The organism is Streptomyces manipurensis (genome assembly GCF_049570255.1).
Lineage (GTDB): Bacteria > Actinomycetota > Actinomycetes > Streptomycetales > Streptomycetaceae > Streptomyces > Streptomyces manipurensis.
In genome coordinates this window covers 2,121,122-2,147,854 of sequence record NZ_CP186950.1, presented here as the reverse complement: position 1 = coordinate 2,147,854, position 26,733 = coordinate 2,121,122, and the positions used below count along the sequence as shown (strand labels likewise).

Sequence of the window (26,733 nt, the reverse complement as noted above, 5' to 3'; positions counted from 1 at the left end):
CCGCGCGGCACTGCCGCGCACCACGTGGGGCCCGGACACCTCTTCGGAGGAGTCCGGGCCCCTCGTTTGCAGTCACCCCGCGCGCCGTATTTGTCATATCTTCATAGCGTTGGCTCCATGAACCACACACCGCGTCTTTGGACGGTACTCAGCTGCTCCCTGCTGGTCGCGTCCCTCGGTGCCGGCGCCACCGCATGCGGGTCCGGCGACAACCCGCTGTCCGCCCGCCCGGTCGACGCGGGCGAACAGGTCGCCTTCAACCAGACCGCCGGCAGCCGCCCCGTCGACCCCAACCGGCCCCTCGAAGTCACCGCCAAGGGCACCGGCAACCGGATCACCGACGTCACGGCCGTGGACACCCACGGACGCCGTCTGGCGGGCGAACTCAGCGCCAAGGGCGACCGGTGGCACAGCACCGTCCCCATGGCCGCAGGCGTCCGCTACACGGTCACCGTGAGCACCGAGGACGAACGGGGCACCCCGGGCCAGCGCACGATGGCCTTCGACACCACCCCGTCCAAGGGCGTCCTCAAGGTGGAGTTCGGCCCGGAGGAGGGCAAGTACGGCGTCGGCCAGCCCCTCACCGCCGAACTCAACGAGCCTGTCAAGGACAAGGCCGCCCGCGCCGTCGTCGAACGCGGTCTGATCGTCGACGCCCCGGCCGGGGTCGAGGGTGCCTGGCACTGGGTCGACGACAAGAACCTGCACTACCGCCCGAAGGACTACTGGCCCGCCAACACCACCGTCTCCGTACGGAGCAACCTGGAGGGCATCCGGGTCACCGACCAGCTCCACGGGGCCGCCTCCAAGCCCCTGAAGCTGGAGATCGGCGACCGCGTGGAGGTCACCACCGACGCCGCGGCGCACTGGCTGACCTTCAAGCGGAACGGAGAAGTGATCAATTCCATTCCGGTGACCACCGGCAAGCCCGGCTTCTCCACCCGCAACGGCATCAAGGTGGTGCTGGGCAAGCAGTACTACGTACAGATGCGCGGGGACACCGTCGGCATCGGCGGCAGCGAGTACTACAACCTGCCCGTCTACTACGCCACGCGTGTCACCTGGAGTGGTGAATACGTACACGCCGCCCCGTGGTCCATCGGCTCGCACGGCTACGCGAACGTCAGCCACGGCTGCACCGGCATGAGCACCGGCAACGCCGCCTGGTTCTACGAGAACATCCGCGAGGGCGACCTCGTCCAGGTCATCAACAGCATCGGCGACGACATGGACATCTTCGGCAACGGCTTCGGCGACTGGAACATGGACTGGAAGGACTGGCGCGAGGGCAGCGCCCTGCTCAAGGGCACCCAGGAAGGCCGCAGTCACGTCGACCAGGCCCGCCTGAGGCCGACGGTCTAGCGCAGGCCCCCGTTCCCCTCCCGGCCGTCCGGGAGGGGAACGCACGGCATCCGGCTCCGCCGTCGCCCCCGGGGCGGGGGCGGAGCCCGCCCGCGCCGGGCGTCAGGCGGCCGAGGAGGCCAGCCGCGCCCGCAGCAGGCCCGCCAGGGCGTCCGCGAACTCCACGGGATCCACCGGAAGGGTCACCGCGGCGTCCGCGCGGCTCCAGGTGGCCAGCCAGGCGTCCTGGGGGCGCCCCATCAGCAGGAGCACCGGGGGGCACCGGAAGATCTCGTCCTTGATCTGCCGGCACACACCCATGCCCCCGGCCGGAACCGCCTCGCCGTCCAGCACGCACACGTCGATGCCGCCCGCGTCCAGCTCCGTCAGCACCGCCGGCAGCGTCGCGCACTCCAGGAACTCCACCGGCGGCAGATCCGCGGCCGGGCGGCGGCCCGCCGCCAGTCTCACCTGCTCCCGGGTACCCGCGTCGTCGCTGTAGACCAGAACCCGCGCAGTCGCCCGCATTTCGATCCTCCACGTGTCCCATGAATCACGTTGATGTTGCGCGGGATGCTACTCCTCCCGCCGCCCCGTCAACATCGCTTCGGACATGTGCGCGAGGGGTGTGTGCGGGGGGCGTCCGATGGGCCGTTCGGGCCTTGCACACGCCCCTGACACTCCGAACGGCACCCCCCGGGGTGAGGGCGGGATAAGCGACCGACATAATGTCGGTCGTGGCGACAGCAACGACAGTAGATACCGGGCACGCGCACCCGACGGTCAATCGGCCGAACCTCGTCAGCGTCGGAACCATCATCTGGTTGAGTTCCGAGCTGATGTTCTTCGCGGCCCTCTTCGCGATGTACTTCACCCTGCGATCCGTGATGGGCGCCGAGTACTGGTCAGAGCAGGCTTCATCCCTGAATCTGCCCTTCTCGGCGACGAACACCACGATCCTGGTGCTCTCCTCCCTCACCTGCCAGCTCGGCGTGTTCGCCGCCGAGCGCGGTGACGTGAAGAAGCTCCGGACGTGGTTCATCATCACGTTCGTCATGGGTGCGATCTTCATTGGCGGCCAGGTGTTCGAGTACACCGAGCTGGTCAAGCACGAGGGCATGAGCCTCTCGTCCGATCCGTACGGCTCGGTGTTCTACCTGACCACCGGCTTCCACGGTCTGCACGTGACGGGCGGTCTCATCGCCTTCCTGCTGGTCCTCGGCCGGACGTACGCGGCCAAGAGGTTCACCCACGAACAGGCCACGTCGGCCATCGTCGTGTCCTACTACTGGCACTTCGTCGACGTCGTCTGGATCGGCCTCTTCGCGACGATCTACCTGATCAAGTAGCGAACACGTCACCGGGCCCGACCCGGCACACCATCCAGACACACCGACGCAGAAGATCCTGACACCGGGGTAATCCGTGAAAAAGCTCTCCGCACGACGACGCCATCCGCTGGCGGCGGTCGTCGTTCTACTCCTCGCGCTGGCGGCCACTGGGGGGCTGTACGCCGCCTTCGCCCCCGCGGGCAAGGCGCAGGCCGATGAAACCGCCCAGTCCCTCGCCATCGAGGAGGGCAAGAAGCTCTACGCCGTGGGTTGCGCAAGCTGCCACGGAACCGGCGGTCAGGGTTCCTCTGACGGCCCGAGCCTGGTAGGCGTCGGCTCCGCGGCCGTCGACTTCCAGGTGAGCACGGGCCGCATGCCCGCCCAGCAGCCCGGCGCCCAGGTGCCGAAGAAGCCGGTCATCTACACCCAGGCGCAGATCGACCAGCTGGCCGCGTACATCGCCTCCCTCGGTGCCGGCCCGATCACGCCGACCGAGAAGCAGTACGACCCGGCGGACGCCGACATCGCCAACGGCGGTGAGCTGTTCCGCAACAACTGCGCGCAGTGCCACAACTTCACCGGTGAGGGCGGCGCGCTGACCAACGGCAAGTACGCCCCCAACCTTGAGGACGTTTCGCCGAAGCACATCTACGAGGCCATGCAGACCGGCCCGCAGAACATGCCCTCCTTCCCCGACAGCACCATGCCGGAGAAGCAGAAGAAGGACATCATCGCGTACCTCCAGAACGTGAACGGTGAGAAGTCGACCAACCCCGGTGGTCTCAAGCTCGGCGGCCTCGGCCCCGTGTCCGAGGGTCTGTTCGGCTGGATCTTCGCTCTGGGTGCGCTGATCGCTGTCGCCGTCTGGGTCGCGGCCCACACCGCTAAGGCCAAGAAGTCATGAGTAGCCAAGAGATTCCCGAAGAGAAGCACCTGCCGAGCGAGCAGGGCGACGCCCACCACGGTGGCGTAGCAGTCGCGGACGACCCGTTCGCCGACCCGGGCCTGCCGGTCCACAAGCCGCGCATCCAGGACATCGACGAGCGTGCGGCGAAGCGTTCCGAGCGCACCGTCGCGATGCTCTTCACGCTGTCGATGCTGGCGACCATCGCCTTCATCGCGTCCTACGTGATCTTCCCGGTCGACAAGATCGTCTACATCTTCCCGATCGGGAAGGTCAGCGCGCTGAACTTCGCCCTGGGCATGACCCTGGGCGTGGCCCTCTTCTGCATCGGCGCGGGCGCGGTCCACTGGGCCCGCACCCTGATGTCCGACGTCGAGGTCGCCGACGACCGCCACGAGATCGCCGCGTCGCCGGAGGTCAAGGCGAAGGTCCTGCAGGACTTCGCCGACGGTGCCAACGAGTCCGGCATCGGCCGCCGCCCGCTGATCCGCAACACGCTGATCGGTGCGATGGCCATGGTGCCGCTCGCCGGCGTCGTGCTGCTGCGCGACCTGGGCCCGCTGCCCGAGGAGAAGCTGCGCAAGACCCTGTGGGCCAAGGGCAAGCTGCTCATCAACCAGAACACGATGGAGCCGCTGCGCCCCGAGGACGTCCTCGTCGGCTCGCTGACGTTCGCCATGCCCGAGGGCCTGGACGAGCACCAGCACGACTTCCAGGTGCAGATCGCCAAGGCCGCCCTGATGATCGTCCGTATCCAGCCGGAGGACATCAAGGACAAGCAGGAACTCGAGTGGTCCCACGACGGCATCGTCGCCTACTCGAAGATCTGCACCCACGTCGGCTGCCCGATCAGCCTGTACGAGCAGCAGACGCACCACGTGCTCTGCCCGTGCCACCAGTCCACCTTCGACCTCTCCGACGGCGCCCGTGTCATCTTCGGCCCGGCCGGTCACGCGCTTCCGCAGCTGCGGATCGGCGTGAATGACGAAGGCTTCCTCGAAGCGCTCGGCGACTTCGAAGAGCCCGTCGGTCCTGCATTCTGGGAGCGCGGATGAGCACTGCCACCGACAACAAGACGGGGCGCAAAGCCCCCGCCGGCGAGCGCGTAGCGGACTGGGCGGACGGCCGCCTGGGCATCTACAGCCTCGCCAAGGCGAACATGCGCAAGATCTTCCCGGACCACTGGTCCTTCATGCTGGGTGAGATCTGCCTCTACAGCTTCATCATCATCATCCTCACGGGTGTGTACCTGACGCTGTTCTTCCACCCGAGCATGAACGAGGTGGAGTACCACGGCAGCTACGTCCCGATGCAGGGCGTGCTGATGTCCGAGGCCTTCGCCTCGACGCTCGACATCAGCTTCGACGTCCGCGGTGGCCTGCTGATCCGTCAGATCCACCACTGGGCGGCGCTGATCTTCGTCGCGGCGATGATCGTGCACATGATGCGCGTCTTCTTCACCGGCGCGTTCCGCAAGCCGCGCGAGGTCAACTGGATCTTCGGCTTCCTGCTGCTGGTCCTCGGCATGTTCACCGGCTTCACCGGTTACTCGCTGCCGGACGACCTGCTCTCCGGCACCGGTGTCCGCTTCATGCAGGGCGCCATCCTGTCCGTCCCGGTCGTCGGCACGTACCTGTCGATGTTCCTGTTCGGCGGGGAGTTCCCGGGCGGCGACTTCGTCGCGCGCTTCTACTCGGTGCACATCCTGCTGCTGCCCGGCATCATGATGGGCCTCCTCGTGGCCCACCTGATCCTGGTCTTCTACCACAAGCACACCCAGTACGCGGGCCCCGGCAAGACGAACAAGAACGTCGTCGGCATGCCGCTGCTGCCGGTCTACATGGCCAAGGCCGGAGGCTTCTTCTTCCTGGTCTTCGGTGTCATCGCGGTGGTCGCGGCAGTGGCCTCGATCAACCCGATCTGGGCACTCGGCCCGTACCGCCCGGACCACGTGTCCACCGGCGCACAGCCCGACTGGTACATGGGTATGCCGGAAGGCCTGATCCGAGCCATGCCCGGCTGGGAGATCAACCTGTGGGGCCACACGCTCGTCCTGGGCGTGTTCATCCCGCTGATCCTCTTCCCGCTGGTCCTCGGCGCGATCGCCGTCTGGCCGTTCATCGAGTCCTGGGTCACCGGCGACAAGCGCGAGCACCACATCCTGGACCGCCCGCGCAACGTCCCGACCCGTACGGCCTTCGGTGTCGCCTGGATCGCGGAGTACATCGTGCTCCTCATCGGCGGCGGCAACGACATGTTCGCCCAGTACTTCCACCTGTCGATCAACTCGATCACGTGGTTCGTCCGGATCGGCTTCTTCGTCGTCCCGGTCGTGGCCTTCATCGTCACCAAGCGGATCTGCCTCGGCCTCCAGCGCCGGGACCGGGACAAGGTGCTGCACGGTCGCGAGACCGGCATCATCAAGCGCCTGCCGCACGGTGAGTTCGTCGAGGTCCACGAGCCGCTGTCGCAGGGCAAGCTGCACACCCTCACCGCGCACGAGCAGTACAAGCCGGTCGAGATCGGCCCGACGGTCGACGAGAACGGTGTCGAGCGCAAGGTGAAGGCCACCGAGAAGCTGCGCGCGAAGCTCAGCAAGGGCTTCTACGCCGAGGGCAACCAGATCCCGAAGCCCACGGTGGAGGAGTACAAGGAGATCCAGTCCGGCCACGGCCACCACTGATCCCCGGCACCACCCCATGAGGGACTGATTCCGGTCAGTCCCGGCGTCGCCACGGCAAGAGCCCCGTCCACTGTCCGGACGGGGCTCTTTGCCGTAACCGGCGCTGGATAGGCTGATCTCCTTCCATTCGACGTGGAACCACTACCAGCAGCAGGAGCTGACCATGAACGTTGCGACCCCGGCAGGCGGCGACAGCGTGGCGGCCCGTGGCTGGCCGGGCGTCCTCGACGCCCTGCTCACCGGCCAGGACCTGAGCGCCGACGACACCGCCTGGGCCATGGACCGGATCATGCGCGGGGAGGCCACCGACGCCCAGATCGCCGGCTTCGTGGTCGCGCTGCGGGCCAAGGGGGAGACCGTCGCGGAGATCAACGGCCTGGTACGGGCCATGTACGCGCACGCCAACCTCATCGAGGTGCCCGGCCGGACCGTCGACATCGTCGGCACCGGGGGCGACGGGGCCAAGACGGTCAACATCTCCACCATGTCGGCGGTCGTCGTCGCCGGCACCGGCGCCAAGGTGGTCAAACACGGCAACCGTGCGGCCTCCTCCGCCAGCGGCTCCTCCGACGTCCTGGAGAAGCTCGGCGTCAACCTCGACCTCCCCATCGACGGGGTGGTGCGGGTCGCGGAGGAAGCCGGCATCACCTTCTGCTTCGCCGTGAAGTTCCACCCCGCCCTGCGGCACGTCGCCGGCGCCCGCCGGGAACTGGGCATCCGCACCACCTTCAACGTGCTCGGCCCGCTGACCAACCCCGCCCGGGTGCGCTCCCAGGCCACCGGCGTCGCCGACCCGCGGATGGCGCCGATCGTGGCCGGAGTGCTCGCCGAGCGCGGCTCCTCCGCCCTGGTCTTCCGCGGCGACGACGGCCTCGACGAGCTGACCACCACCGCGACCTCCCGCGTCTGGTGGGTCCGCGACGGCAAGGTCTCCGAGCAGACCTTCGACCCGCGCGACGTGGGCATCCCCCTCGTCGACGTCTCCGCCCTGGCCGGCGGCGACCCCTCCTTCAACGCCGACGTGGCCCGCCGCCTCCTGGCCGGCGAGACCGGCCCCGTCCGCGACGCCGTCCTGCTGAACTCGGCCGCGGCCCTGGTCGCCCTCCACCCCGGCCCGGGCACCCTGGAGGAGCAGATCGCCGCGGGCATCGCCCGCGCGGCCGAGTCCATCGACTCCGGTTCCGCCCGGTCCGCGCTGGAGCGCTGGGTGACGGCCAGCAACGCCTGACCACCCGCCACGACGGTACGTTTCGCGCCACAGCCCCGGTCCGCCATGTGGACCGGGGTCTTGCGACCGGCCGATCATGTGGCAGGATGCAGACCAGGTCACGAGTGACAGCGTTTAGGCCCCGGCTTGCTGTCCGGCAACCCTCCTTCCGTGGCGGGGTGCCCCGGGTGATGACCAGGTCGTAGGCAGCAAGGCCTACGGCAAGCGCGGATCCCTCGACACCAGGGGTCCTGGTCTCTCGAGGAGCGAATTCCGTGAGCAAGCGAATGCGATAGGGCGAATCCGCCCCTTCTTCACCCCTCGGACCAGGGTCACTTCCGCGTACCGCGACCGACCGTCCGAGGCCCCTCCCGTACCCCGGACGGCCGCGCCGCCGCACCCGCGTACGGGCACACCGAAGCCATTCAGCCCTGCCTGCCGGGAGATACCGCCATGTCCGCATCCCTGAACGCCGCCACCACCGCCACCGCCCAGGACCCCGCCTGCGCCGAGCCCCTCCCCGTCCTCGGCCGCGACGTCACCGTCCCGCTCGTCACCGGCGGAGAGGTCACCTACGCCGCCCTCGACTACGCCGCCAGCGCCCCCGCCCTCCAGCGCGTCTGGGACGACGTGGCCGCGTACGCCCCCTACTACGGCAGCGTCCACCGCGGCGCCGGATACCTCTCGCAGCTGTCCACCGACCTGTTCGAGCAGAGCCGCACCACCGTCGCCGAGTTCCTCGACTGCCGCCCCGGCGACCAGGTCGTCTTCACCCGCTCCACCACCGACTCCCTGAACCTGCTCGCCGCGGTCCTCCCCGCCGACTGCCAGGTCTTCGTCTTCGAGACCGAGCACCACGCCTCCCTCCTGCCGTGGACGAACGCGCAGGTCACCTACCTCAACGCGCCCCGCACCCCGGCCGAGGCCGTCGCCACCCTGGAGCGGGCGCTCGCCGACCGGGAGCCTTACGGCCCGGCGCTCGTGTGCGTCACCGGCGCCTCCAACGTCACCGGCGAGCTGTGGCCGGTCAAGGAACTCGCCGCCGCCGCGCATGCCCACGGCGCGCGGATCGTGCTGGACGCCGCCCAGCTGGCCCCGCACCACCCCGTCTCCGTGCGCGACCTCGACGTCGACTGGGTCGCCTTCTCCGGCCACAAGCTCTACGCGCCCTTCGGCTCCGGCGTCCTCGCCGGCCGCGCCGACTGGCTCCAGGAGGCCGAGCCGTACCTGGCCGGCGGCGGGGCCTCCCGCAAGGTCTCCCGCCGCGAGGACGGCGGCGTCGACGTCGAGTGGCACACCACCGCCGCCCGCCACGAGGCCGGCTCCCCGAACGTCATCGGCGTCTACTCCATCGCCTCCGCCTGCCGGGCCCTCACCGAGGCCGGCTTCGACCACCTGGTGGCCCGCGAGCAGCAGTTGGTGACCCGGGTCCGCGAGGGCCTCGCCGAGGTCCCGGCCGTCCGGGTCCTGTCCCTCTTCGGGGAGGACGCCCCGCGGGTCGGCGTCATCTCCTTCGTCGTGGACGGCTGGAACAGCTCCCACTTCGCCGCCGCCCTCTCCGCCGAGTACGGCATCGGCGTCCGGGACGGCCTGTTCTGCGCCCACCCGCTGGTACGCACCCTGCTGGGCAGCGAGCCGCAGGCCCAGGGCGAGTGCGGGGCCCCCGAAGCCGCCCCGGGCGAGCGCTCGCTGAACGCGATCCGCGTCAGCTTCGGCGCCGGCACCCCGGACGAGCACGTGGAGCGCTTCGTCCGGGCGGTGCGGGAACTCGTCACGGACGGCGCGAAGTGGCAGTACCGCACGCAGGAGGGCCGCTGCGTCCCCGCGGTCTGACAGTGCGGTCTGGCATCGTACGGATCATGAGCTACTGGGATCCGATACCGACGGTGTGGGCGTGCGTGGAGGGCGAGCCGCTGCCCGGGCTCTCCGAGTGGGTGCCCGCGTACAACCACTCCTGGGACGCCTGCCCCGACGTGTGGCAGGAGCGCAACTGGCGGAACGTACCGGGGCCGTTCTACGGGGCGATGACCGACAGCTGCTGGGTGGGCCGGGGCGTGGCTCCGGACCACATTCTGTACGACGACGAGTACGGGCTTGAGTTCGTCTACCGCCAGCCGCGCACCCCCGAGGAGACGCACCGGGTCATGGCCGCGGCCTGGCAGGACCCGATGGAGGGATTCCAGTGCGACGGGGACGAACGGTGGACGCCGGAGCTGGTACGGGACTGGTGGCGGGCCGGGGCCGCGTCCGGGAGTGGGCCGTGGCGCTGGACCGGACGTGGTCCGTGTCGGAGGACGAGGCCGAACGCGAGGCGGCGGGCGGTGCGCGGGCGTACGTGGCGTACATCGACGACGGCCTCGCGGACTACCTCCGCGGCTACCTGTTCTGGCTGACCGAACACCGCAGCCCGGCGCCGGGTGCCCCCCTCCCCAACCTCTAGCCCTGCGGGCTCGCCCGGCCGGTTCCCCCTGCGGGGTGGCTTCGCGGGTGACGGCGGGATTCGGCGGCGGGGGTGTCGGGGGTGTGGGGTGGGGACCCGGAGGAGGGTCTCCTCGGCTCGGCGCGTGCGGGTGTGTCGCGGCCAGGCGGCCTGGGGCGCGCGCTCGTCCTGCGGGGACCCTCCTCCGTGTCCCCACCCCACGGCCGACTCCGCCCAGCCCGCACCCACCGCCCAGTTGCCCCGCCGAGGCCCACACGACCAAGGCCCACCGCCTCACCGACCGGCAGAGCGGGAACGCGATCCGGGCCCACTGCCTCACCGACCGGCCGGGCGGGGAACACGGCCAGGGGTCGCTGCGCCGGGGGCCGGGGTCCGCGGCCGAGGGGGGCGGGGACGTGGCGGGGTGTCCCCGCAGGACGAGGCGCGACCACCGGGTACAGCCGAGAGGTGCCCGCACGCGCCGAGCCGAGGAGACACCCCGGCACGGCACCGCCCCCCGAACCCGGACCACCACCGCCAAGCCGAGCAGGCCCGCACCCGGATCCGCCGAGCGAGCCCGCAGGGCCGGCGCTATGCGTCCAGGCCGATGGCGAACGCCGCCTCCAGGTCGTGCTGGGAGTACGTGCGGAACGCGACGTGCGTGTCCGTGGCCTCCACGCCCGGGATCTTGCTGATGCGGCCCGGGATGATGTCCGCCAGGTTCTCGTGCCGGTTCACGCGGACCAGCGCGATCAGGTCGTACGTGCCGGTGACGGAGTAGACCTCGCTGACGTTGTCGAGGGCGGCGATGGACTCGGCGATCTCGGGGATGCGGTCCACGCTGGTCTTGATGAGCACGATCGCGGTGATCACGGCTGGCTGTCTCCCTCGGTGGCCGTCGCTGGTCGACTCACTCTAGTCGTACCCCGATAGCGCGCCCACGCGTAGAGGAAGCCGACCGAGAAGCCCACCAGGTGGGCCAGATAGGCGACCCCCGGCCCGCTCTCCGCCCGGTGCGCCGCCACCCACTGGAGCGCGAACCAGAACAGCAGCACGAGCCACGCCGGGAACCGCAGCGGCAGGAAGAACAGGAAGGGGAACAGGCTCGTGACCCTGGCCCGCGGCAGCAGGTACAGGAAGGCGCCCAGGACGGCCGAGATCGCTCCGGACGCGCCCACCAGCGTCTGCGAGGATCCCGCGTTGGCGGCCGCGTACGCCGCCAGTGCCACGTAGCCGGTGCAGATGTAGAAGGCGATGAAGGCCGGTCGGCCCATCCGCTCCTCCGCCATCGCGCCGAAGACGTAGAGGAAGAGCATGTTCCCGAGCAGGTGCAGCCAGTTGCCGTGGACGAAGAGCGCGGTGAGGGGGGTCAGCCAGGCCCGCGGGGTCGCGGTGAACAGCTCGTCGGGGACCACGCCCCAGCGCCGGAAGTACGCCGCTCCGGCGTCCAGCAGCTCGTCACCGGTCCCGTAGGCCGGATTCAGCCCCGAGGCCGGCCCGAGGACGAACACCACACCGCAGCCCGCGATCAGCGCATGGGTGACCACCGGTCCCCGGGCAGCTTCGCGCACGGCCCGCCACCTTACGATCATGTGACAGAGCATGACGCAAGGGACCCCACCTGAAGCGGTGGCAGGCCGTAGGGTTACGAGCTGCGGTCCGCCGGACGACGCATCCGGCCGACCGGACCGCTTTAATTGAATCAGTTACGAAGGAGAGAGCGGCCTGATGACGGTTCCCCTGCCGACCGACACGACCCGGTGGCGCTGCACCCTGTGCGGCAACCTCACACGCTTCGACGTCACCCGGTCGTCGAAGGTGGTCGAGTACGTCCACCTGGACCTCGCCGGGGAGCCGAAGGTCGAGGAACGCGAGGTGGTCAATGAGACCATCGAGTCGGTCCGCTGCCGATGGTGCAACGCGGTGGACCAGATCGAACTCGTGGACAGGCCGGGCGCGGACTCCTGACGGAGCCCCGCCCCGAACAGGACCATCACGGTAGGGGTGACGGATTGTGGAAGGCGCAAGCGGCGCTGAACCGGCCGACGCGGCCGGCGACGCCGCCGAGGCGCTCGACCGCCCGCTGCCGGAAGGCGTGCGGCGCCGGGTCGTCGCGCTCGTCTCGGACGCCTTCGGCGGCCTGACGGTCGCGGACCTGCCGGCGCAGCTGCGCCAGTACGCCCGCTTCACCCCGACCCGGCGGGCCAAGTTCGCCGGCAACGCGATGGCGGCGGCGGTCGAGACCGACGGCGTGTTCCGCAGCCGGGTCGCCGAGAAGCTGCGCGAGGCCCAGGCGGACCTGGCCGCGGCGCTGGAGTCCGGCGCGCCGCCCGCCGCGGCGGACCCGCTGGACGTGGCGGCCGCCGCGTTCGTGCTGCGTCCGCCGGGCTGGGTCAAGCTGGTGGCCGCCGCGGGGGAGGAGGCGCAGCGCGCCGATGCCGAGCGGGCCGACGAGGAGACCCGGCGCGAGCTGGAACGCCTGCGCGAGGAGCTGGCGCACGTACGGGAGGCACAGCGTTCGGGCGGTGAGCAGGTGCGCGCCGAGCTGGAGGCGGCGCGGAAGGAAGCCGAATCGCTTCAGCGTCGGCTGCGCAGCGCGCTCAGTGACGTCAAGCGCGGTGAGGCGGCCCTGCGCAAGGTGACCGCCGAGATCGACGGCATCCGCGGGGAGGCGGCCACCCAGGTGGCGGCCGCCGAGAGCGAGACCCGGCGGCTCAAGTCCCGTCTCGCGGAGGTGGAGACGGCGCTGGAGACCTCGCGCCGGGCCACCCGGGAGGGGCGCAGCATCGAGGACATGCGGCTGCGGCTGCTGCTGGACACGGTGCTGGACGCGGCGCAGGGGCTGCGCCGGGAGCTGGCGCTGCCGCCCGTGAACACGCGCCCGGCGGACACGGTGGACGCGGTGGAGCCGGGCCGGATGACGCCGAAGGACATCGCGGCGCGGGCCCTGTCGGAGACCGATCCGGCGCTGCTGGACCAGTTGTTGGCGCTGCCGCAGGCGCATCTGGTGGTCGACGGCTACAACGTGACCAAGACGGGCTATCCGACGATGCCGCTGGAGAAGCAGCGGCTGCGGCTGCTGGGCGGGCTGTCGATGCTGGCCGCGCAGACGGGTGCGGAGATGACGTGCGTCTTCGACGGGGCGGAGCTGGCGGCCCCCGTGCTGCTGGCGCCGCCGCGCGGGGTGCGGGTGCTGTTCTCCAAGGCGGGGGTGACGGCGGACGAGCTGATCCGGCAGCTGGTGCGTGCGGAACCGCCCGGCCGTCCGGTGGTCGTGGTCTCCACGGACCGGGAGGTCGCCGACGGGGTGGCGAAGGCCGGTGCCCGCCCGGTGGCGTCCGCCTTGTTGCTGAAGCGGCTTTCGCGCGTTTCCTAACTCCTGTTTCGAATGCCCGAATTAGTGGGTCCTGTGGAGGACGTACCGTCAACTGCCCGGCACGGAGCGTGCTCCGGAGGTAAAGATCCTGGTAGGGCGGCGATTTTTTTCTCGGCAGGATTTGAACTGATCACAGCTCGGTCACTAGGGTCTGCTCAAACCTTCGTGCGGTAGATCACTCATTCGGGGTGGCGGCGAAGGTGCTGCCGAGCCTGTCTTCTTCGGCGGCTCTAGGAAGAAGGAGATCGCCTTCGTGGCGTCCCACCGTCGACCCAAGCAGCCGACCCGCGCTCGTGTGACCGTCGTGACCGCCACCGCGGCGGCGGCCGTCGCCCTCTTCTCCCAGAACGCCTCCGCGGCGCCGGGGAAGCCGAGCAAGGACGAGGTCAAGTCCCAGGTCGACGCGCTCTACGAAGAGGCGGAGCAGGCCACCGAGAAGTCCAACGGGGCCAAGGAGCGCCAGGAGGCGCTCGAGAAGGAGATCGGGCAGATCCAGGACCAGGTGGCGCGCGGCCAGGGCGAGCTCAACGACCTGCGCAGCACGCTCGGTTCGATGGCCAGCGCCCAGTACCGCAACGGCGGCATCGACCCGGCCCTCGCCCTCCTCCTCTCCGAGGACCCCGACAGCTACCTCGACAAGGCCTCCTCCCTGGAGCACCTGAGCGGCAAGCAGGTCGAGGCGGTCCAGCGGATCCAGGCCAAGCAGCGCACCCTCGCGCAGCAGCGCCAGGAGGCCGCCGGCAAGCTCGCCGACCTCGACGCGACCCGCAAGGAACTCGCCGAGAAGAAGAAGGTCTCGAACGAGAAGCTCGCCGCCGCGCAGGCCCTCCTCAACAGCCTCACGGCGCAGGAGCGCGCCGCGCTGAAGGACGAGGAGACGCGCGCCAGCCGCGCCGACAGCCAGCGCGTCGACCTCGGCGACGTGAAGGCCTCCGGCCGTGCCGGTGCTGCGCTCGCGGCCGCCAAGACCAAGGTCGGAAGCGCGTACATATCGGGCCACGAGGGCCCCAACTCCTTCGACTGCTCCGGGCTGACGCAGTGGGCGTACAAGCAGGCGGGCGTCGGCATCAGCCGCGTCACCTACACCCAGGCCAACGACGGCACGCGCATCAGCCGCAGCCAGCTCCAGCCCGGTGACCTGGTCTTCTTCTACGGGGACCTGCACCACGTCGGCCTGTACGCCGGCAACAACATGACGCTGCACGCCGCGAACCCGCGGGGCGGCGTCAAGTACGAGTCCATGGACAACATGCCCTTCCAGTTCGGCGTCCGCATCGGCTGACCCCGGACCGGCGCGCCGTACGCCGCCCATCCGGGCGAATTCCACCGCCCCGCTTCGACCGCACGCCCCGCCGGTGACCTGCGTCTCCGGCGGGGCGTCGGCGTGTGAACCCTCCGGCGGTCGTTGGTCGGTGCGTGGTCGCGCGGCTACTGTCTGCCAGCGCGGAACCCGGCACACGGCCGTCCACGGAGGGCGGACCCGGGCCCGCGCTGCGGAAGGGCGGCCCCCCATGGCGTCCCATCGTCGGTCCGGACCCGGTGGCCATGACCGGAACACGGTCACGGCCACCGTCCTCACCGCTGCCGCGGCAACGGCCGCCGCCGCCATGGCGGGAGCGCCCGCGAGCGCCGCCCCCGGCCTGCCCCACGAGCCGGGCGGCGGAGCCAGGACCGGGGTGAGCGCCCAGGTGGACCGGCTCTTCGAGGAGGCCGAGCAGGCCACCGAACGCTTCAACGAGGCCGGGGAGAAGGCCGAACGGCTCCGCGCCGAAGTCGCCCGGGCCCAGGACGCGGTGGCGCAGGGCCAGGAGCGCATCAACACCATGCGGGGCGTCCTCGGCACCTTCGCGGGGGCCCAGTACCGCAGCGGCGGCATCGACCCCGCCGTGGGCCTGATGCTCGCCGAGGACCCCGACGCCTACCTGGAACAGGCCGCCGCCCTGGACCGGCTGACCGAACGCCAGGCCCACCGGCTCCAGGAGCTGCGCCAGGAGCAGCGCCGGCTCGGCCAGATCCGCTCCGAGGCCTCCCGCAAGCTCGCCGAACTCGACGCCCTGCGCTCCGACGTGGCCCGGCACAAGCGGTCGGTGAACGCGAAGCTGGCCGCGGCCCAGCGGCTCCTGAACTCCATGCCGTCGGCGGAGCGCGCCGACTTCGAACGCTCCTCGCGTTCCTCCGGCCGCGCCGACGCACTGCCCGACCCGGCCGCGTTCGACGGCTCCGGCGCCCCGTCCGGCCGGGCCGCGGCCGCCGTGATGGCCGCCCGGGCCGCGGTGGGCCGCCCGTACGTGTGGGGTTCCACCGGCCCCTCCGGCTTCGACTGCTCCGGGCTGATGGTGTGGTCCTACCGGCAGGCGGGCGTCTCCCTGCCGCGCACCTCCCAGGCCCAGCGCAACGCCGGGCGGCAGGTCCCGCTCTCCCAGGCCCGCCCGGGCGACCTCGTGACCTACCGCTCGGACGCCAGCCACGTCGGCATGTACGTGGGGAACGGCCAGGTGGTCCACGCCCCGTATCCGGGGGCCCGCGTGCGCTACGACCCGGTCGGGATGATGCCGGTCTCGGCGGTGACCCGCCCCTGACCCCGCGGGCAGCGGCGGATCCGCCCCCGCCGGCCCCGCTGCCCGCGGCACCCTGCGTACGATCGTCGGATGCTCCCCGTCCGCCGTCCGCCGCGCGTCCTGCCGCTCGCGGCGCTCCTCCTAGGAGCGCTGCTCGCGGGCTGCGGCCCCCGGCCCGCCGGCCCGGCCGACGGCGCCGGCAGCGCCGAGCGGGACGTCCGCCGGGCCGTGGCCGACTGGTCGCGGACCGTGCCCGGGGAGCTCGCCGGGATCCCGCTGACGGACTGGTCGTACGAGGTCTCCTCGGTGCGCCGCGACGGCGCGCGGGCCGTCGCGGCGGCCCGGCTGCGCTACCGGCTGGACGGCTACGACACCGCCCCCGAGGAGGCGGCGCGCGAGGTGGAGCTGGTCCGGGAGGACGGCGCCTGGCGGGTGGCGGCCGACCGGCCCGCCCCGGGCGCCCTGCCGAGGCTGTGGGACCAGGGCCCGGTCACGGTGGTCGGCGGGACCCACTCGCTGGTCCTCGGCGGGGCCGGGCAGAGCGCCGGGACCCTGCGGGAGATCGCCGCCGAGGCCGACCGGGCGGTGCCCGCCGCGAGCGCCGCCTGGCCCGGGCCCTGGGCGGGGCGGGTGGTCGTGGTGGTCCCCGGTTCCCTCGACGCCATGGCGCGGCTGCTGGGCCGCCCCGCCGACACCTACCGCGGGCTCGGCGCCGTCACCACCGGCCGGGTCGGGGCCGGCCCGGCCCCCGCGGACCGGGTCGTGGTCAACCCGGAGGGGTACGCCGGACTGGCCGCGGAAGGCCGCCGGATCATCCTGACCCACGAGGTCACGCACGTGGCCACGCGCGCGGCGACCACCGCGACCACCCCGCTCTGGCTCTCCGAGGGCTTCGCCGACCGGGCGGCGTACCGGGGCTCCTCCGCGACACCCGCGCAGGCCGCCCCCGCGCTCGCCCGGGCGGTGCGGCGCGGGGAGCTGCCGGGGGAGCTGCCCCGGACCGAGGACTTCGCCTTCGGCGGGGACCCCGAAGCGGCGGCCCGGGCGTACGAGGGCGCGTGGCTGGCCTGCCGGCTGATCGCGGCGAAGTGGGGCGAGAAGGCCCTGGTGGACCTGTACGGGCGGGCGGGCCGCGAGCCGCTGGAGACCGCGCTGCCGGCGGTCCTCGGGGTGGACCGGGCGGAGCTCACGGAGGCCTGGCGGGAGTCCCTGCGCGGGGAGCTGCGCTGAGCGGGTACTGTCGGCAGGCGATGCACAAGACCCTGATCGTGACCAACGACTTCCCGCCGCGCCCGGGCGGGATCCAGGCCTTCCTCCACAACATGGCGCTGCGGCTGGATCCCGACCGGGTCGTCGTCTACGCCTCCACGTGGAAGCACGGCGCGGAGGGCCGCGAGGCCACCGCCGCCTTCGACGCGGAGCAGCCGTTCCAGGTGGTCCGCGACCGTACGACGATGCTGCTGCCGACCCCGCGGGTGACGCGCCGGGCCGTCGGGCTGCTGCGCGAACACGGCTGCGAGTCGGTGTGGTTCGGGGCCGCGGCCCCGCTCGGCCTGATGGGCCCGGCACTGCGGCGCGCGGGCGCGCGGAGGATCGTGGCGACCAGTCACGGGCACGAGGCGGGCTGGGCGCAGCTGCCGGCGGCGCGGCAGCTGCTGCGCCGGATCGGCGAGGGCACGGACACGGTGACCTACCTCGGCGAGTACACCCGGTCGCGGATCGCCTCGGCCCTCACCGACCGGGCGGCCGCGCGGATGGTCCAACTCCCGCCGGGGGTCGACGAGAAGACCTTCCACCCGGCGTCGGGCGGCGACGAGGTCCGGGCCCGGCTCGGCCTGACGGACCGGCCCGTCGTGGTGTGCGTGTCGCGGCTGGTCCCGCGCAAGGGCCAGGACACGCTGATCGAGTCCATGCCGCGGATCCTGGCCGCGGTCCCCGACGCCGTGCTGCTGATCGTCGGCGGAGGCCCGTACGAGGACGACCTGCGCAAGCTGGCGGTGTCCACGGGCGTGGCGGGCTCGGTGGTCTTCACGGGGGCCGTCCCGTGGTCCGAACTCCCCGCGCACTACGGCGCGGGCGACGTCTTCGCGATGCCCTGCCGGACCCGGCGGGGCGGCCTCGACGTGGAGGGGCTCGGCATCGTCTACCTGGAGGCCTCGGCGACGGGCCTGCCCGTGGTCGCGGGCGACTCGGGCGGCGCCCCGGACGCGGTCCTGGACGGCGAGACCGGCTGGGTCGTGCGCGGCGGTGAGCCCGAGGAGGCGGCGGACCGGATCACGGCCCTGCTCCAGGACCCGGGCCTGCGTGCCCGCATGGGCGAGCGGGGCCGCGCCTGGGTCGAGGAGAAGTGGCGCTGGGACCTCCTGGCGGAACGCCTGCGCGAGCTGCTGTAACGGGTGCCGGTTCCGTGCCGGTGCCCTGCCGGTGCGGCGCCGCTGCCGGGGGCTCTGCCCCCGGACCCCCGCGCCTCAATCGCCGGCGGGGCTGAATTCGGCTGCCGCCGGCCGCGCAGCCATGTCTGACTGTTCCTCAGATGTCTGTCAACACCGCGTCTGGGCGGACGGCCGGATTCCGCTCATGATGCGGCCATGACACCCAACCTGACGCGCCGTCACATGCTGGGTCTCGGCGCCCTCTCGACCGCCGCCGCCCTCGGCTTCACCCGGATCGGAGCCGCGTCCGCCGCGGCCGTCGAGCCGGCCTCGGCCCCCTACGCCCCCGCCGTCGTGGTCGGTTCCGGCTACGGCTCCGCCGTCGCCGCCCTGCGCCTGGGCCAGGCGGGCGTGCGGACCGTCGTCCTCGAAATGGGCCGGCTGTGGGACACCCCCGGCCCCGACGGCAAGGTCTTTCCCTCCACCTCCGCCCCCGACCACCGCTCCATGTGGTTCCGCACCCGCACCGAGGCCCCGCTCGCGCAGTTCCTCTGGCTCGACGTGGTCAACCGCGACATCAGCCCGTACCCCGGCGTCCTGGACCGCGTCCACTACGGCGACATGTCCGTCTACGTGGGACGCGGCGTCGGCGGCGGGTCCCTCGTCAACGGCGGCATGGCGCCCACCCCGAGGCGCTCGTACTTCACCGAGCTCTTCCCCGGCGTCGACGCCGACGAGATGTACGGCACCTACTTCCCGCGCGCCCGCGCCATGCTCGGCGTGAACGACATCGACCCGGCCTGGTTCGAGTCCACGGAGTGGTACCGCTTCGCCCGGATCTCCCGCAAGCACGCCCACAACACCGGCCTGAAGACCGTCTTCGTGCCCAACGTCTACGACTTCGAGCACATGAAGCGCGAGGCGGCCGGGACCGCGCCCCGCTCGGCCCTGGCCGGCGAGGTCATCTACGGCAACAACCACGGCAAGAAGAGCCTCGACAAGACCTACCTCGCCGCCGCCCTCGGCACCGGCAACGTCACCATCGAGACCATGCAGCGCGTGGTCGGCGTACGCCCCGACCCGGCCGGCGGATACGTCCTGACGGTGCGGACCAGCGACGTGACCGGCAAGGTCACCCAGGTCCGCGAGATCGGCTGCCGGCAGCTCTTCCTGGGGGCGGGCAGCCTCGGCACCACCGAGATCCTGCTGCGGGCCCGCGACACCGGCGCACTGCCCGGCCTCGGCGACGAAGTCGGCCGCGGCTGGGGCCCCAACGGCAACGTCATGACCGCCCGCGCCAACCACCTCTGGGACACCGTCGGCGCCTGCCAGGCCACCATGCCCGCCCTGGGCATCGACGACTGGGACAACGCCGCGAACCCGGTCTTCGCCGAGATCGCCCCGCTCCCCATGGGCCTCGAACACTGGATCTCGATGTACCTGGCCATCACCAGGAATCCGGAGCGCGGGCACTTCACCTACGACGCGGCCACCGACTCCGCACGCCTGAACTGGCGGCGCGAACAGAACGGGCCGGCGGTCGGTGCGGCCAAGAACCTCTTCGACCGCATCAACCGCCGCAACTTCACGATCTACCGCTACGACCTCTTCGGCGGGAACCGGGCCTTCGCCGACGACTTCACCTACCACCCGCTCGGCGGCTGCGTCCTCGGCAGGGCCACCGACGCCTACGGCCGGGCCAAGGGCCACCAGGGCCTCTACGTGGTGGACGGCTCCCTGGTCCCGGGGTCGCTCGGCGTGAACCCGTTCGTCACCATCACCGCCCTCGCGGAGCGGAACATGGCACGGATCCTCGCCGAGGACCTCCGCTGACCGCGGCCTCCGGCCGCGGGCCCCGGTAGGCCGGGTCAGCCGCGGTAGAGCGCCTCGATCTCGTCCGCGTAGTCCTTCGCCACCACGTTGCGCTTGAGCTTCAGCGACGGCGTGATGTGGCCCGACTCCTCCGTGAACTGGGAGGGCAGAATGCGGAATTTCCGCACCGATTCCGCCTTGGAGACCGCCGCGTTGCCGTCGTCGATCGCCTTCTGGACGGCGGCGATGAGGTCCGCGTCCTCCCGCAGCTCCGCCGCCGTGACCCCGGCCGGCTTGCCGTTCTCCGCCGCCCAGCGGCCGAGGAACTCCTCGTCGATGGTGACCAGCGCGGCCACGAACGGCCTCGCGTCGCCGACCACCATGCACTCCGCGACCAGCGCGTGCGCCCGGATCCGGTCCTCGATCACCGCGGGGGCCACGTTCTTGCCGCCCGCCGTGACGATGAGCTCCTTCTTGCGGCCGGTGATCGTCAGGTAGCCGTCCTCGTCGAGGGTGCCGACGTCGCCGGTGTGGAACCAGCCGTCGGTCAGCGCCTCGGCGGTGGCCGCCTCGTTGTTCCAGTAGCCCGTGAAGATCTGCTCGCCGTGCAGCAGCACCTCGCCGTCGTCCGCGATGCGCACCACGGAGCCGGGCATGGGCTGGCCGACCGTACCGATCTTCTGCTTGTCCCACGGGTTGAAGGTGGTCGCCGCACAGGACTCGGTCAGGCCGTAGCCCTCCAGGACCGTGAAGCCGATGCCGCGGAAGAAGTGGCCGAGCCGCTCGCCCAGCGGCGCGCCGCCGGAGATCGCGTACTCGCCGCGCCCGCCGAGGACCGCGTGCAGCTTGCTGTAGACCAGCTTCGAGAAGATCTTGTGCTTGAGCTTCAGCCCGAACGACGGGCCCCGCGAGGTGTCCAGCGCGCGGCTGTAGGCGATGGCCGTGTCGGCCGCCGCGTCGAAGATCTTCCCCTTGCCGTCGGCCTGCGCCTTGGCGCGCGCCGAGTTGTAGACCTTCTCGAAGACCCGCGGCACGCCCAGGATCAGGGTGGGGCGGAAGGACTGCAGCTCGTCGGTGAGGTTCTTGATGTCCGGTACGCAGCCCAGGCGGATCGGCGCCAGGACGGCCGCCACCTCCACCAGGCGCCCGAAGACGTGCGCGGCCGGCAGGAACAGCAGCACCGAGCACTCGCCGGTCTTGAACAGCGGGCTCAGCCGCTCCACCGCGTTGCCGCACTCGGCGAAGAAGTTGCGGTGGGTGAGCACGCAGCCCTTGGGGCGGCCGGTGGTGCCCGAGGTGTAGACGATGGTCGCCGGGTCGTCGGCGTTCGCGAGGGTGCTGCGCTCCTCGACCTCGGCGTCGGAGACCTCCGCACCCGCCGCCTTCAGGCTCTCCAGCGCGCCCTGCTCGATCTCCCAGACCTCGCGGAGCTCGGGCAGCCGGTCGCGCAGCGAGGCCACGGCCGCGCTGTGCCCGGGGTTCTCGACGATCACGGCGACCGCGCCGGAGTCGCCGAGGATCCACTGGATCTGCTCCGGCGAGCTGGTCTCGTACACGGGGACGGTGACGCCGCCCGCGCTCCAGATCGCGAAGTCGAAGAGCACCCACTCGTAGCGGGTGCGGGAGATCAGGGCGACCCGGTCACCGGGGCGGACACCGGAGGCGATCAGCCCCTTGGCGGCGGCCCGGACCTCGGCGAGGAACTCGGTGGCCGTCACGTCCTGCCACCGGCCGTCGGCGGCCTTGCGGCTCATGACGGCGATGTCTGGGTGCTGGGCGGCATTGCGGCGGATGAGATCCGTCAGGTTCCCGTCCGACGGGACCTCGTACAGGGCCGGAAGGCTGAACTCGCGCAAGACTGCTGCTCCTCTGGGCGCCATCGCCACCATGTGGACCGACCGGACGTTACCCACCGGTAGTGGGTTCCCGATAGAGGGAACCGGCCAGATGTTCCGTGCGTCACATTCTGCACTCACACGGCCCGGCCCCAACGTCCCGACAGTAGTCCACCCCTTCGGCGACGCGGAAGTAACCGCAGGTAGGCCCACCTTTCACAGCCCCACTACCCGACCTCCACCGGTCCCCCTAGGGTTGTCCGCATGGCTGGCATCGAGCGGGGCGGGAACAGCGGCGGCAGGAGCGGTTCGAGCCGCACCCGGATCCACGTCGTGAGCGACGTGCACGGCAACGCCGAGGCCCTCGCCCGGGCGGGAGAGGGCGCCGACGCCCTCCTCTGTCTCGGCGACCTCGTCCTCTTCCTCGACTACGCCGACCACTCGCGCGGGATCTTCCCCGACCTCTTCGGCGTGGAGAACGCCCGCCGCATCGTCGCCCTGCGCACCGAGCGCCGCTTCGAGGAGGCCCACGCCTTCGGCCGGTCGCTGTGGGAGGGCCTCGACCGCGACCGCGTGATCGAGGACGCCGTGCGCCGCCAGTACGCCGAGATGTTCGCCGCCTTCCCCAGCCCCACCTTCGCCACCTACGGCAACGTCGACATCCCCGGCCTGTGGCCCGAGTACGCGGCCCGCGACGGGGTCACCGTGCTCGACGGACAGCGGGTGGAGATCGCCGGCCGCGTCTTCGGCTTCGTCGGCGGCGGCCTGCCCTCGCCCATGCGGACCCCCTACGAAGTGGACGTGGAGGAGTACGCGGCCAAGGTGGAGGCCCTCGGCGAGGTGGACGTGCTGTGCTCGCACATCCCGCCGGAGGTGCCCGAGCTCTGCTACGACACCGTCGCGCGCCGTTTCGAACGCGGCAGCGAGGCCCTGCTCGCCGCGATCCGCCGCACCCGGCCCCGGTACGCGCTCTTCGGGCACGTCCACCAGCCGCTCGCCCGCCGCATGCGGATCGGCGCCACGGAATGCGTGAACGTCGGCCACTTCGCCGCGACCGGTCGGCCGTGGGCCCTGGAGTGGTGAGAACCGGCCGCCCTCCGGCGGCCGGACCCGGGGTACGGGAGCCACTGGAGTGGCGTGGTCCGCACGCGCGGTAGCCTTCACGCGGCGGCCGGAGGCCGTACACATCCTCGAACTCCCGGCTGCCGCCGGGAGGTGCACACAGGACCGGAGGAGCGACCGCGATGGCGGAACACACCAGCTCAAGCATCACGATCGACGCCGCGCCCGGCGACGTGATGGCCGTGATCGCCGACTTCGCCCGCTACCCCGAGTGGACCGGCGAGGTGAAGGAGGCCGAGGTCCTGGCCATCGACGCCGACGGCCGCGCCGAGAAGGTCCGGCTGCTGCTCGACGCGGGCGCGATCAAGGACGACCACACCCTCGCCTACACCTGGACGGGCGCCGACGAGGTCAGCTGGACCCTGGACAAGTCCCAGATGCTCCGCCAGCTCGACGGCTCCTACCGGCTGGCCCCGGTGGACGGCGGCAAGCGCACCGAGGTCACCTACCAGCTGACCGTCGACGTCAAGATCCCCATGCTCGGCATGATCAAGCGCAAGGCCGAGAAGGTCATCATCGACCGCGCGCTGGCCGGCCTCAAGAAGCGCGTCGAATCCGTCTGAGCGGCCCGTCCGGTCCGCCGGGGCGGCCCGTCCGGCGCCCTGCCGTCCGGGCCGCCCCGACGGACCGGACGGGACCGGCCCGCCGCCCGACCGCGCCCCCACCGGGCACCGGTCCGCCCGGCCCCGCCCGACCCGTCCGCCCCTCTGACGGGCCCCACCGGGGCACCCGCCCCCCGGGGAGGGCACCGGGCACAGCCCCCGCCCGACCCGGTCCGCATGACGGGCCCCACCGGGGCACCCGCCCCGACCGGCCGAAGGACGGCGCCGGGCACCGGCCGAAGCCGCCCGCCCCGCCCGATCCGGTCCGCCCGACGGGCCCCCACCGGGCACCCCACCCCACCCCGCACGACCGGGCCCCCACGGGCACCGCGACGGCCCCCCACCGGGCAGCCGTCCGACCGCGCAGCGCACCGCGCACGGCCGGGAGCGGTGACGCCTCCCGCGGGCCCGCCCGGAACCGGCGCACCGACAGCCCCCACCGATCCGGAGCACCCCCCCATGCACACCCTGCTGATCACCGGCCCCGGCGGAGCCGGGCGGACCACCGTGGCCGCCGCCACCGCGCTGGCCGCCGCCCGCCGGGGCCACCGGGTGCTCCTGCTGTCCGGCGACCCCGGCGACCCGCTCACCCCCCTGCTCGGTGACCCCCTCCCGCCCGGCCTGCGCCTCGCCCGGGTCGACTCCGGCCGGGAGTTCCGCGACGAGCTCGTCGCCCTCCAGGAGCGCGGATCCGCACTGCTCGGCATGGTCGGAGCGCGGCCGCTCGCCGCCGAGGAGCTCACCGAGCTGCCCGGCGCCGAGGAGTTCGCCCTGCTGCGCGCCCTGCGCCGGGCCGCCGCCGCCCCCGGCACCGATCTCGTGGTCGTCGACCTCCCCCCGCTCCACCGGGCGGTCACCACCCTCGCCCTCCCCGCCCAGCTGCGCCGCTACCTCGCCCGGCTGCTCCCGGCGGAGAAGCAGGCCGCCCGCGCCCTGCGGCCCGTACTGGCCCAGCTGGCCGGCGTCCCCATGCCCGCGCAGTGGCTCTACGAGGCCGCCGCCCGCTGGGACGAGGAGCTCGCCGCCGTCCAGGCCGTCGTCGAGGCCGACACCACCGAGGTACGGCTGGTCGCCGAGCCCGGACCGGCCGCTTCCGACGCCCTGCGCCTCGGCCGGCTCGGACTGGCCCTCCAGCAGCTCGACGTCCGCACCGTCGTCGCCAACCGGATGGTCCCGCGGGACTGCGCCGACCCCTGGCTCGCCGGGATCGCCGCCCAGCAGGAGAAGCACGCCGCCGAGTGGGCCGCCGACCTCCCCGTCGTCCCCCTCGCCCACCTCGGCGCGGACCCCCGGGGCACCGACGACCTCGACCGCCTGGCCGCCGACGGGCTCGTCCCGCAGGTCCCCGCCCCCCGCCGGGCGTGGACCGTCGAGGACCGCCTCGCCGCCGACGGGGTCCTCGTCTGGGTGGTCCCGCTGCCCGGCGCGGTCAAGAGCGACCTCGACCTGGTGCGCCGCGGCGACGAGCTGATGCTCACGGCGGGCCCGCACCGCAGGATCGTTCCGCTGCCCTCCGCGCTGCGCCGCTGCACCGTCTCCGGCGCCGCCCTCGCCGACGGCGAGCTCCGCATCCGCTTCACCCCGGATCCCGGCCTCTGGCCCCGTACGCACTGAACGGGATACCTCCGTTCGGGTACCGTCGGAAGGAGACAGCACGCACGCCGAGCATCCGCCGCAGGAGAGTCCGCCATGAGCGAGGCCACCGACCGCCCCACCGACGACGACGCCTGGGCCAAGGCCTGCGCCGAGGACCTCGCCGCGGAGAAGGAGCGCCTGCGCGGAGAGGACCGGGCGGGCTCCGCGGGCACCGGCACCGCCGCGGAGGAGCTCTTCAAGCTCATCGACGCCGTCGCCGACAAGGTCTCCGGACTGAACAATCCGCTGTTCGGAGCCGCCGCACAGGGCGCCGTCCGGCAGATCGTCGACCAGGCCAGGACGGCCGCCCGGCCCGTGATCGAGCGCAACCCCGAGGTCTTCGACCACCTCGCGGCCGCCGGCTCCGAACTGCTGGCCGCCTACCGGTCCGCCGTCGAGGGCCACGAGGGCCGCTGGACCCGGGGCGAGGCCGCGGCCCCCCGCCGGGCACCCGAGGACCGCGACCCGCGCGGCGACGGCCCCGACGACGGCCCCGCGGAGCGGATCGATCTCGACTGAACCGGCGACGCCCTCGGGTACCGTTGGCCGTGGCGGGGCTTGACCGGAAACCGAGGGACTAATGGGACTCACCATCGGCGTCGACATCGGCGGCACCAAGATCGCGGCCGGCGTGGTCGACGAAGAGGGCACCATCCTTGAGACGTACACGGTGCCCACGCCGCCGACCGCGGACGGGGTGACGGAAGCGATCTGCTCCGCCGTCTCCGAGGTCAGCAGCAACCACAGCATCGAGGCGGTCGGCATCGGCGCCGCCGGGTACGTGGACGACAAGCGGGCCACCGTCCTCTTCGCGCCGAACATCAACTGGCGCCACGAACCGCTGAAGGACAAGGTCGAGCAGCGCATCGGCCTCCCCGTCGTCGTCGAGAACGACGCGAACTGCGCGGCCTGGGGCGAATACCGCTTCGGCGCCGGCCAGGGCCACGACGACGTCATCTGCATCACGCTCGGCACCGGCCTGGGCGGCGGCATCATCATCGGCAACAAGCTGCGCCGCGGACGCTTCGGCGTCGCCGCCGAGTTCGGGCACATCCGGGTCGTCCCCGACGGCCTGCTGTGCGGCTGCGGCAGCCAGGGCTGCTGGGAGCAGTACGCCTCCGGGCGCGCGCTGGTCCGCTACGCACGCCAGCGTGCCAACGCCACCCCCGAGAACGCGACGACCCTGCTCGCCCTGGGCGACGGCACGGCCGAGGGCATCGAGGGCAAGCACATCAGCGAGGCCGCACGGGCGGGCGACCTGGTGGCCGTCGACGCCTTCCGCGAGCTGGCGCGCTGGGCCGGAGCCGGCCTCGCCGACCTGGCCTCCCTCTTCGACCCGTCGGCGTTCATCGTCGGCGGCGGGGTCTCCGACGAGGGCGACCTCGTCCTCGACCCCATCCGCAAGTCCTTCAAGCGGTGGCTGGTCGGCGGCGCGTGGCGCCCGCACGCACAGGTGCTCGCCGCGCAGCTCGGTGGGAAGGCCGGCCTGGTCGGCGCCGCCGACCTGGCCCGCCAGGGCTGACGGCTTCCGTACGC

At 72.2% G+C, this 26,733-nt stretch carries 24 protein-coding genes and 1 riboswitch; of the genes, 20 read left to right on the top strand and 4 right to left on the bottom strand.

Annotated elements, in window-relative coordinates:
- The first annotated feature begins 117 nt into the window (after positions 1 to 117).
- Positions 118 to 1,362: a L,D-transpeptidase gene (locus ACPU2J_RS09900; protein ID WP_399818604.1), complete on the top strand. Its 1,245-nt coding sequence runs from the start codon at positions 118 to 120 to the stop codon at positions 1,360 to 1,362.
- A 102-nt stretch (positions 1,363 to 1,464) separates the two neighbouring features.
- Here the strand turns inward: ACPU2J_RS09900 and ACPU2J_RS09895 are convergent, their stop codons facing one another.
- Positions 1,465 to 1,869, bottom strand: a complete 405-nt coding sequence (locus ACPU2J_RS09895; protein ID WP_361595184.1) for a hypothetical protein — start codon at positions 1,867 to 1,869, stop codon at positions 1,465 to 1,467.
- 200 nt (positions 1,870 to 2,069) lie between these two features.
- Here ACPU2J_RS09895 and ACPU2J_RS09890 point away from each other — a divergent pair, with 200 nt between their 5' ends.
- From ACPU2J_RS09890 to ACPU2J_RS09860, 7 genes are all read left to right on the top strand, one after another.
- A complete protein-coding gene (locus ACPU2J_RS09890) occupies positions 2,070 to 2,690 on the top strand; it encodes a cytochrome c oxidase subunit 3 (RefSeq protein WP_389079455.1) in 621 nt (206 codons plus the stop codon).
- Between the two features lie 76 nt (positions 2,691 to 2,766).
- Positions 2,767 to 3,576 carry a c-type cytochrome gene (locus ACPU2J_RS09885; RefSeq protein WP_030036316.1) on the top strand — a complete coding sequence of 270 codons (810 nt, stop codon included), beginning with the start codon at positions 2,767 to 2,769 and terminating at the stop codon, positions 3,574 to 3,576.
- Positions 3,573 to 4,631: a ubiquinol-cytochrome c reductase iron-sulfur subunit gene (locus tag ACPU2J_RS09880; RefSeq protein WP_361595180.1), complete on the top strand. Its 1,059-nt coding sequence runs from the start codon at positions 3,573 to 3,575 to the stop codon at positions 4,629 to 4,631. The genes ACPU2J_RS09885 and ACPU2J_RS09880 overlap by 4 nt, the downstream gene beginning before the upstream one ends.
- A complete protein-coding gene (locus tag ACPU2J_RS09875; RefSeq protein WP_361595178.1) occupies positions 4,628 to 6,259 on the top strand; it encodes a cytochrome b in 1,632 nt (543 codons plus the stop codon). Before ACPU2J_RS09880 ends, ACPU2J_RS09875 begins: the two co-directional genes overlap by 4 nt.
- Before the next feature lie 163 nt (positions 6,260 to 6,422).
- Positions 6,423 to 7,487: an anthranilate phosphoribosyltransferase gene (trpD, locus tag ACPU2J_RS09870; RefSeq protein WP_420081025.1), complete on the top strand. Its 1,065-nt coding sequence runs from the start codon at positions 6,423 to 6,425 to the stop codon at positions 7,485 to 7,487.
- A 96-nt stretch (positions 7,488 to 7,583) separates the two neighbouring features.
- Positions 7,584 to 7,700: riboswitch (SAM riboswitch) on the top strand.
- A 219-nt stretch (positions 7,701 to 7,919) separates the two neighbouring features.
- Positions 7,920 to 9,299, top strand: coding sequence for an aminotransferase class V-fold PLP-dependent enzyme (locus ACPU2J_RS09865; protein ID WP_423833092.1), 1,380 nt, complete (start codon positions 7,920 to 7,922; stop codon positions 9,297 to 9,299).
- Positions 9,300 to 9,648: 349 nt separating this feature from the next.
- Positions 9,649 to 9,906 carry a hypothetical protein gene (locus ACPU2J_RS09860; RefSeq protein ID WP_423833091.1) on the top strand — a complete coding sequence of 86 codons (258 nt, stop codon included), beginning with the start codon at positions 9,649 to 9,651 and terminating at the stop codon, positions 9,904 to 9,906.
- Positions 9,907 to 10,476: 570 nt separating this feature from the next.
- On the opposite strand, the gene ACPU2J_RS09855 is transcribed toward ACPU2J_RS09860, so the two are convergent.
- Positions 10,477 to 10,758, bottom strand: coding sequence for an Lrp/AsnC family transcriptional regulator (locus tag ACPU2J_RS09855; protein ID WP_030850086.1), 282 nt, complete (start codon positions 10,756 to 10,758; stop codon positions 10,477 to 10,479).
- Positions 10,755 to 11,489, bottom strand: a complete 735-nt coding sequence (locus ACPU2J_RS09850; RefSeq protein WP_361595171.1) for a rhomboid family intramembrane serine protease — start codon at positions 11,487 to 11,489, stop codon at positions 10,755 to 10,757. Before ACPU2J_RS09850 ends, ACPU2J_RS09855 begins: the two co-directional genes overlap by 4 nt.
- Positions 11,490 to 11,613: 124 nt before the next feature.
- Between ACPU2J_RS09850 and ACPU2J_RS09845 the strand changes: the two genes are divergently transcribed.
- The 7 genes from ACPU2J_RS09845 to ACPU2J_RS09815 all read left to right on the top strand — a co-directional run bounded on the left by ACPU2J_RS09845 (position 11,614) and on the right by ACPU2J_RS09815 (position 20,024).
- The gene (locus ACPU2J_RS09845; RefSeq protein WP_008738811.1) at positions 11,614 to 11,853 is read left to right on the top strand and encodes a hypothetical protein; all 240 of its coding nucleotides are present in this window, start codon (positions 11,614 to 11,616) and stop codon (positions 11,851 to 11,853) included.
- A 46-nt stretch (positions 11,854 to 11,899) separates the two neighbouring features.
- Positions 11,900 to 13,261 carry an NYN domain-containing protein gene (locus tag ACPU2J_RS09840; RefSeq protein WP_420081028.1) on the top strand — a complete coding sequence of 454 codons (1,362 nt, stop codon included), beginning with the start codon at positions 11,900 to 11,902 and terminating at the stop codon, positions 13,259 to 13,261.
- Positions 13,262 to 13,514: 253 nt separating this feature from the next.
- Complete coding sequence (locus ACPU2J_RS09835; RefSeq protein ID WP_389079001.1) at positions 13,515 to 14,543, top strand: C40 family peptidase; 1,029 nt, start codon at positions 13,515 to 13,517, stop codon at positions 14,541 to 14,543.
- A 229-nt stretch (positions 14,544 to 14,772) separates the two neighbouring features.
- Complete coding sequence (locus ACPU2J_RS09830; RefSeq protein ID WP_365074568.1) at positions 14,773 to 15,840, top strand: C40 family peptidase; 1,068 nt, start codon at positions 14,773 to 14,775, stop codon at positions 15,838 to 15,840.
- Positions 15,841 to 15,909: 69 nt separating this feature from the next.
- Positions 15,910 to 17,049: a hypothetical protein gene (locus tag ACPU2J_RS09825; protein WP_423833090.1), complete on the top strand. Its 1,140-nt coding sequence runs from the start codon at positions 15,910 to 15,912 to the stop codon at positions 17,047 to 17,049.
- Between the two features lie 20 nt (positions 17,050 to 17,069).
- Positions 17,070 to 18,212, top strand: coding sequence for a glycosyltransferase family 4 protein (locus tag ACPU2J_RS09820; protein ID WP_361595163.1), 1,143 nt, complete (start codon positions 17,070 to 17,072; stop codon positions 18,210 to 18,212).
- Positions 18,213 to 18,407: 195 nt separating this feature from the next.
- Complete coding sequence (locus tag ACPU2J_RS09815; RefSeq protein ID WP_420081030.1) at positions 18,408 to 20,024, top strand: GMC oxidoreductase; 1,617 nt, start codon at positions 18,408 to 18,410, stop codon at positions 20,022 to 20,024.
- Positions 20,025 to 20,059: 35 nt separating this feature from the next.
- Here the strand turns inward: ACPU2J_RS09815 and ACPU2J_RS09810 are convergent, their stop codons facing one another.
- A complete protein-coding gene (locus tag ACPU2J_RS09810; RefSeq protein ID WP_420081031.1) occupies positions 20,060 to 21,859 on the bottom strand; it encodes an AMP-dependent synthetase/ligase in 1,800 nt (599 codons plus the stop codon).
- A gap of 243 nt (positions 21,860 to 22,102) precedes the next feature.
- Here ACPU2J_RS09810 and ACPU2J_RS09805 point away from each other — a divergent pair, with 243 nt between their 5' ends.
- The 5 genes from ACPU2J_RS09805 (at position 22,103) to ACPU2J_RS09785 (ending at position 26,719) form a co-directional block, all read left to right on the top strand.
- The gene (locus tag ACPU2J_RS09805; protein WP_420081032.1) at positions 22,103 to 22,921 is read left to right on the top strand and encodes a metallophosphoesterase family protein; all 819 of its coding nucleotides are present in this window, start codon (positions 22,103 to 22,105) and stop codon (positions 22,919 to 22,921) included.
- A gap of 161 nt (positions 22,922 to 23,082) precedes the next feature.
- Entirely contained in the window at positions 23,083 to 23,523 is a 441-nt protein-coding gene (locus ACPU2J_RS09800) for an SRPBCC family protein (RefSeq protein WP_420081033.1), read from the top strand.
- 498 nt (positions 23,524 to 24,021) lie between these two features.
- Positions 24,022 to 25,176, top strand: coding sequence for an ArsA family ATPase (locus tag ACPU2J_RS09795; RefSeq protein WP_423833089.1), 1,155 nt, complete (start codon positions 24,022 to 24,024; stop codon positions 25,174 to 25,176).
- A 75-nt stretch (positions 25,177 to 25,251) separates the two neighbouring features.
- Positions 25,252 to 25,716: a DUF5304 domain-containing protein gene (locus tag ACPU2J_RS09790; RefSeq protein ID WP_423833088.1), complete on the top strand. Its 465-nt coding sequence runs from the start codon at positions 25,252 to 25,254 to the stop codon at positions 25,714 to 25,716.
- A 61-nt stretch (positions 25,717 to 25,777) separates the two neighbouring features.
- Positions 25,778 to 26,719, top strand: coding sequence for an ROK family glucokinase (locus ACPU2J_RS09785; protein WP_361595149.1), 942 nt, complete (start codon positions 25,778 to 25,780; stop codon positions 26,717 to 26,719).
- The last annotated feature ends 14 nt before the right edge of the window (positions 26,720 to 26,733 follow it).

Excerpts from the sequence above, each read along its gene's own strand:
- ACPU2J_RS09785 (WP_361595149.1), top strand. The coding sequence starts at position 25,778 with ATGGGACTCACCATCGGCGTCGACATCGGCGGCACCAAGATCGCGGCC.
- trpD (WP_420081025.1), top strand. The coding sequence starts at position 6,423 with ATGAACGTTGCGACCCCGGCAGGCGGCGACAGCGTGGCGGCCCGTGGC.
- ACPU2J_RS09795 (WP_423833089.1), top strand. The coding sequence starts at position 24,022 with ATGCACACCCTGCTGATCACCGGCCCCGGCGGAGCCGGGCGGACCACC.
- ACPU2J_RS09850 (WP_361595171.1), bottom strand. The coding sequence starts at position 11,489 with ATGCTCTGTCACATGATCGTAAGGTGGCGGGCCGTGCGCGAAGCTGCC.
- ACPU2J_RS09825 (WP_423833090.1), top strand. The coding sequence starts at position 15,910 with ATGCTCCCCGTCCGCCGTCCGCCGCGCGTCCTGCCGCTCGCGGCGCTC.
- ACPU2J_RS09830 (WP_365074568.1), top strand. The coding sequence starts at position 14,773 with ATGGCGTCCCATCGTCGGTCCGGACCCGGTGGCCATGACCGGAACACG.
- ACPU2J_RS09800 (WP_420081033.1), top strand. The coding sequence starts at position 23,083 with ATGGCGGAACACACCAGCTCAAGCATCACGATCGACGCCGCGCCCGGC.
- ACPU2J_RS09815 (WP_420081030.1), top strand. The coding sequence starts at position 18,408 with ATGACACCCAACCTGACGCGCCGTCACATGCTGGGTCTCGGCGCCCTC.
- ACPU2J_RS09805 (WP_420081032.1), top strand. The coding sequence starts at position 22,103 with ATGGCTGGCATCGAGCGGGGCGGGAACAGCGGCGGCAGGAGCGGTTCG.
- ACPU2J_RS09890 (WP_389079455.1), top strand. The coding sequence starts at position 2,070 with ATGTCGGTCGTGGCGACAGCAACGACAGTAGATACCGGGCACGCGCAC.
- ACPU2J_RS09790 (WP_423833088.1), top strand. The coding sequence starts at position 25,252 with ATGAGCGAGGCCACCGACCGCCCCACCGACGACGACGCCTGGGCCAAG.
- ACPU2J_RS09865 (WP_423833092.1), top strand. The coding sequence starts at position 7,920 with ATGTCCGCATCCCTGAACGCCGCCACCACCGCCACCGCCCAGGACCCC.
- ACPU2J_RS09875 (WP_361595178.1), top strand. The coding sequence starts at position 4,628 with ATGAGCACTGCCACCGACAACAAGACGGGGCGCAAAGCCCCCGCCGGC.
- ACPU2J_RS09900 (WP_399818604.1), top strand. The coding sequence starts at position 118 with ATGAACCACACACCGCGTCTTTGGACGGTACTCAGCTGCTCCCTGCTG.
- ACPU2J_RS09880 (WP_361595180.1), top strand. The coding sequence starts at position 3,573 with ATGAGTAGCCAAGAGATTCCCGAAGAGAAGCACCTGCCGAGCGAGCAG.
- ACPU2J_RS09820 (WP_361595163.1), top strand. The coding sequence starts at position 17,070 with ATGCACAAGACCCTGATCGTGACCAACGACTTCCCGCCGCGCCCGGGC.
- ACPU2J_RS09845 (WP_008738811.1), top strand. The coding sequence starts at position 11,614 with ATGACGGTTCCCCTGCCGACCGACACGACCCGGTGGCGCTGCACCCTG.
- ACPU2J_RS09895 (WP_361595184.1), bottom strand. The coding sequence starts at position 1,869 with ATGCGGGCGACTGCGCGGGTTCTGGTCTACAGCGACGACGCGGGTACC.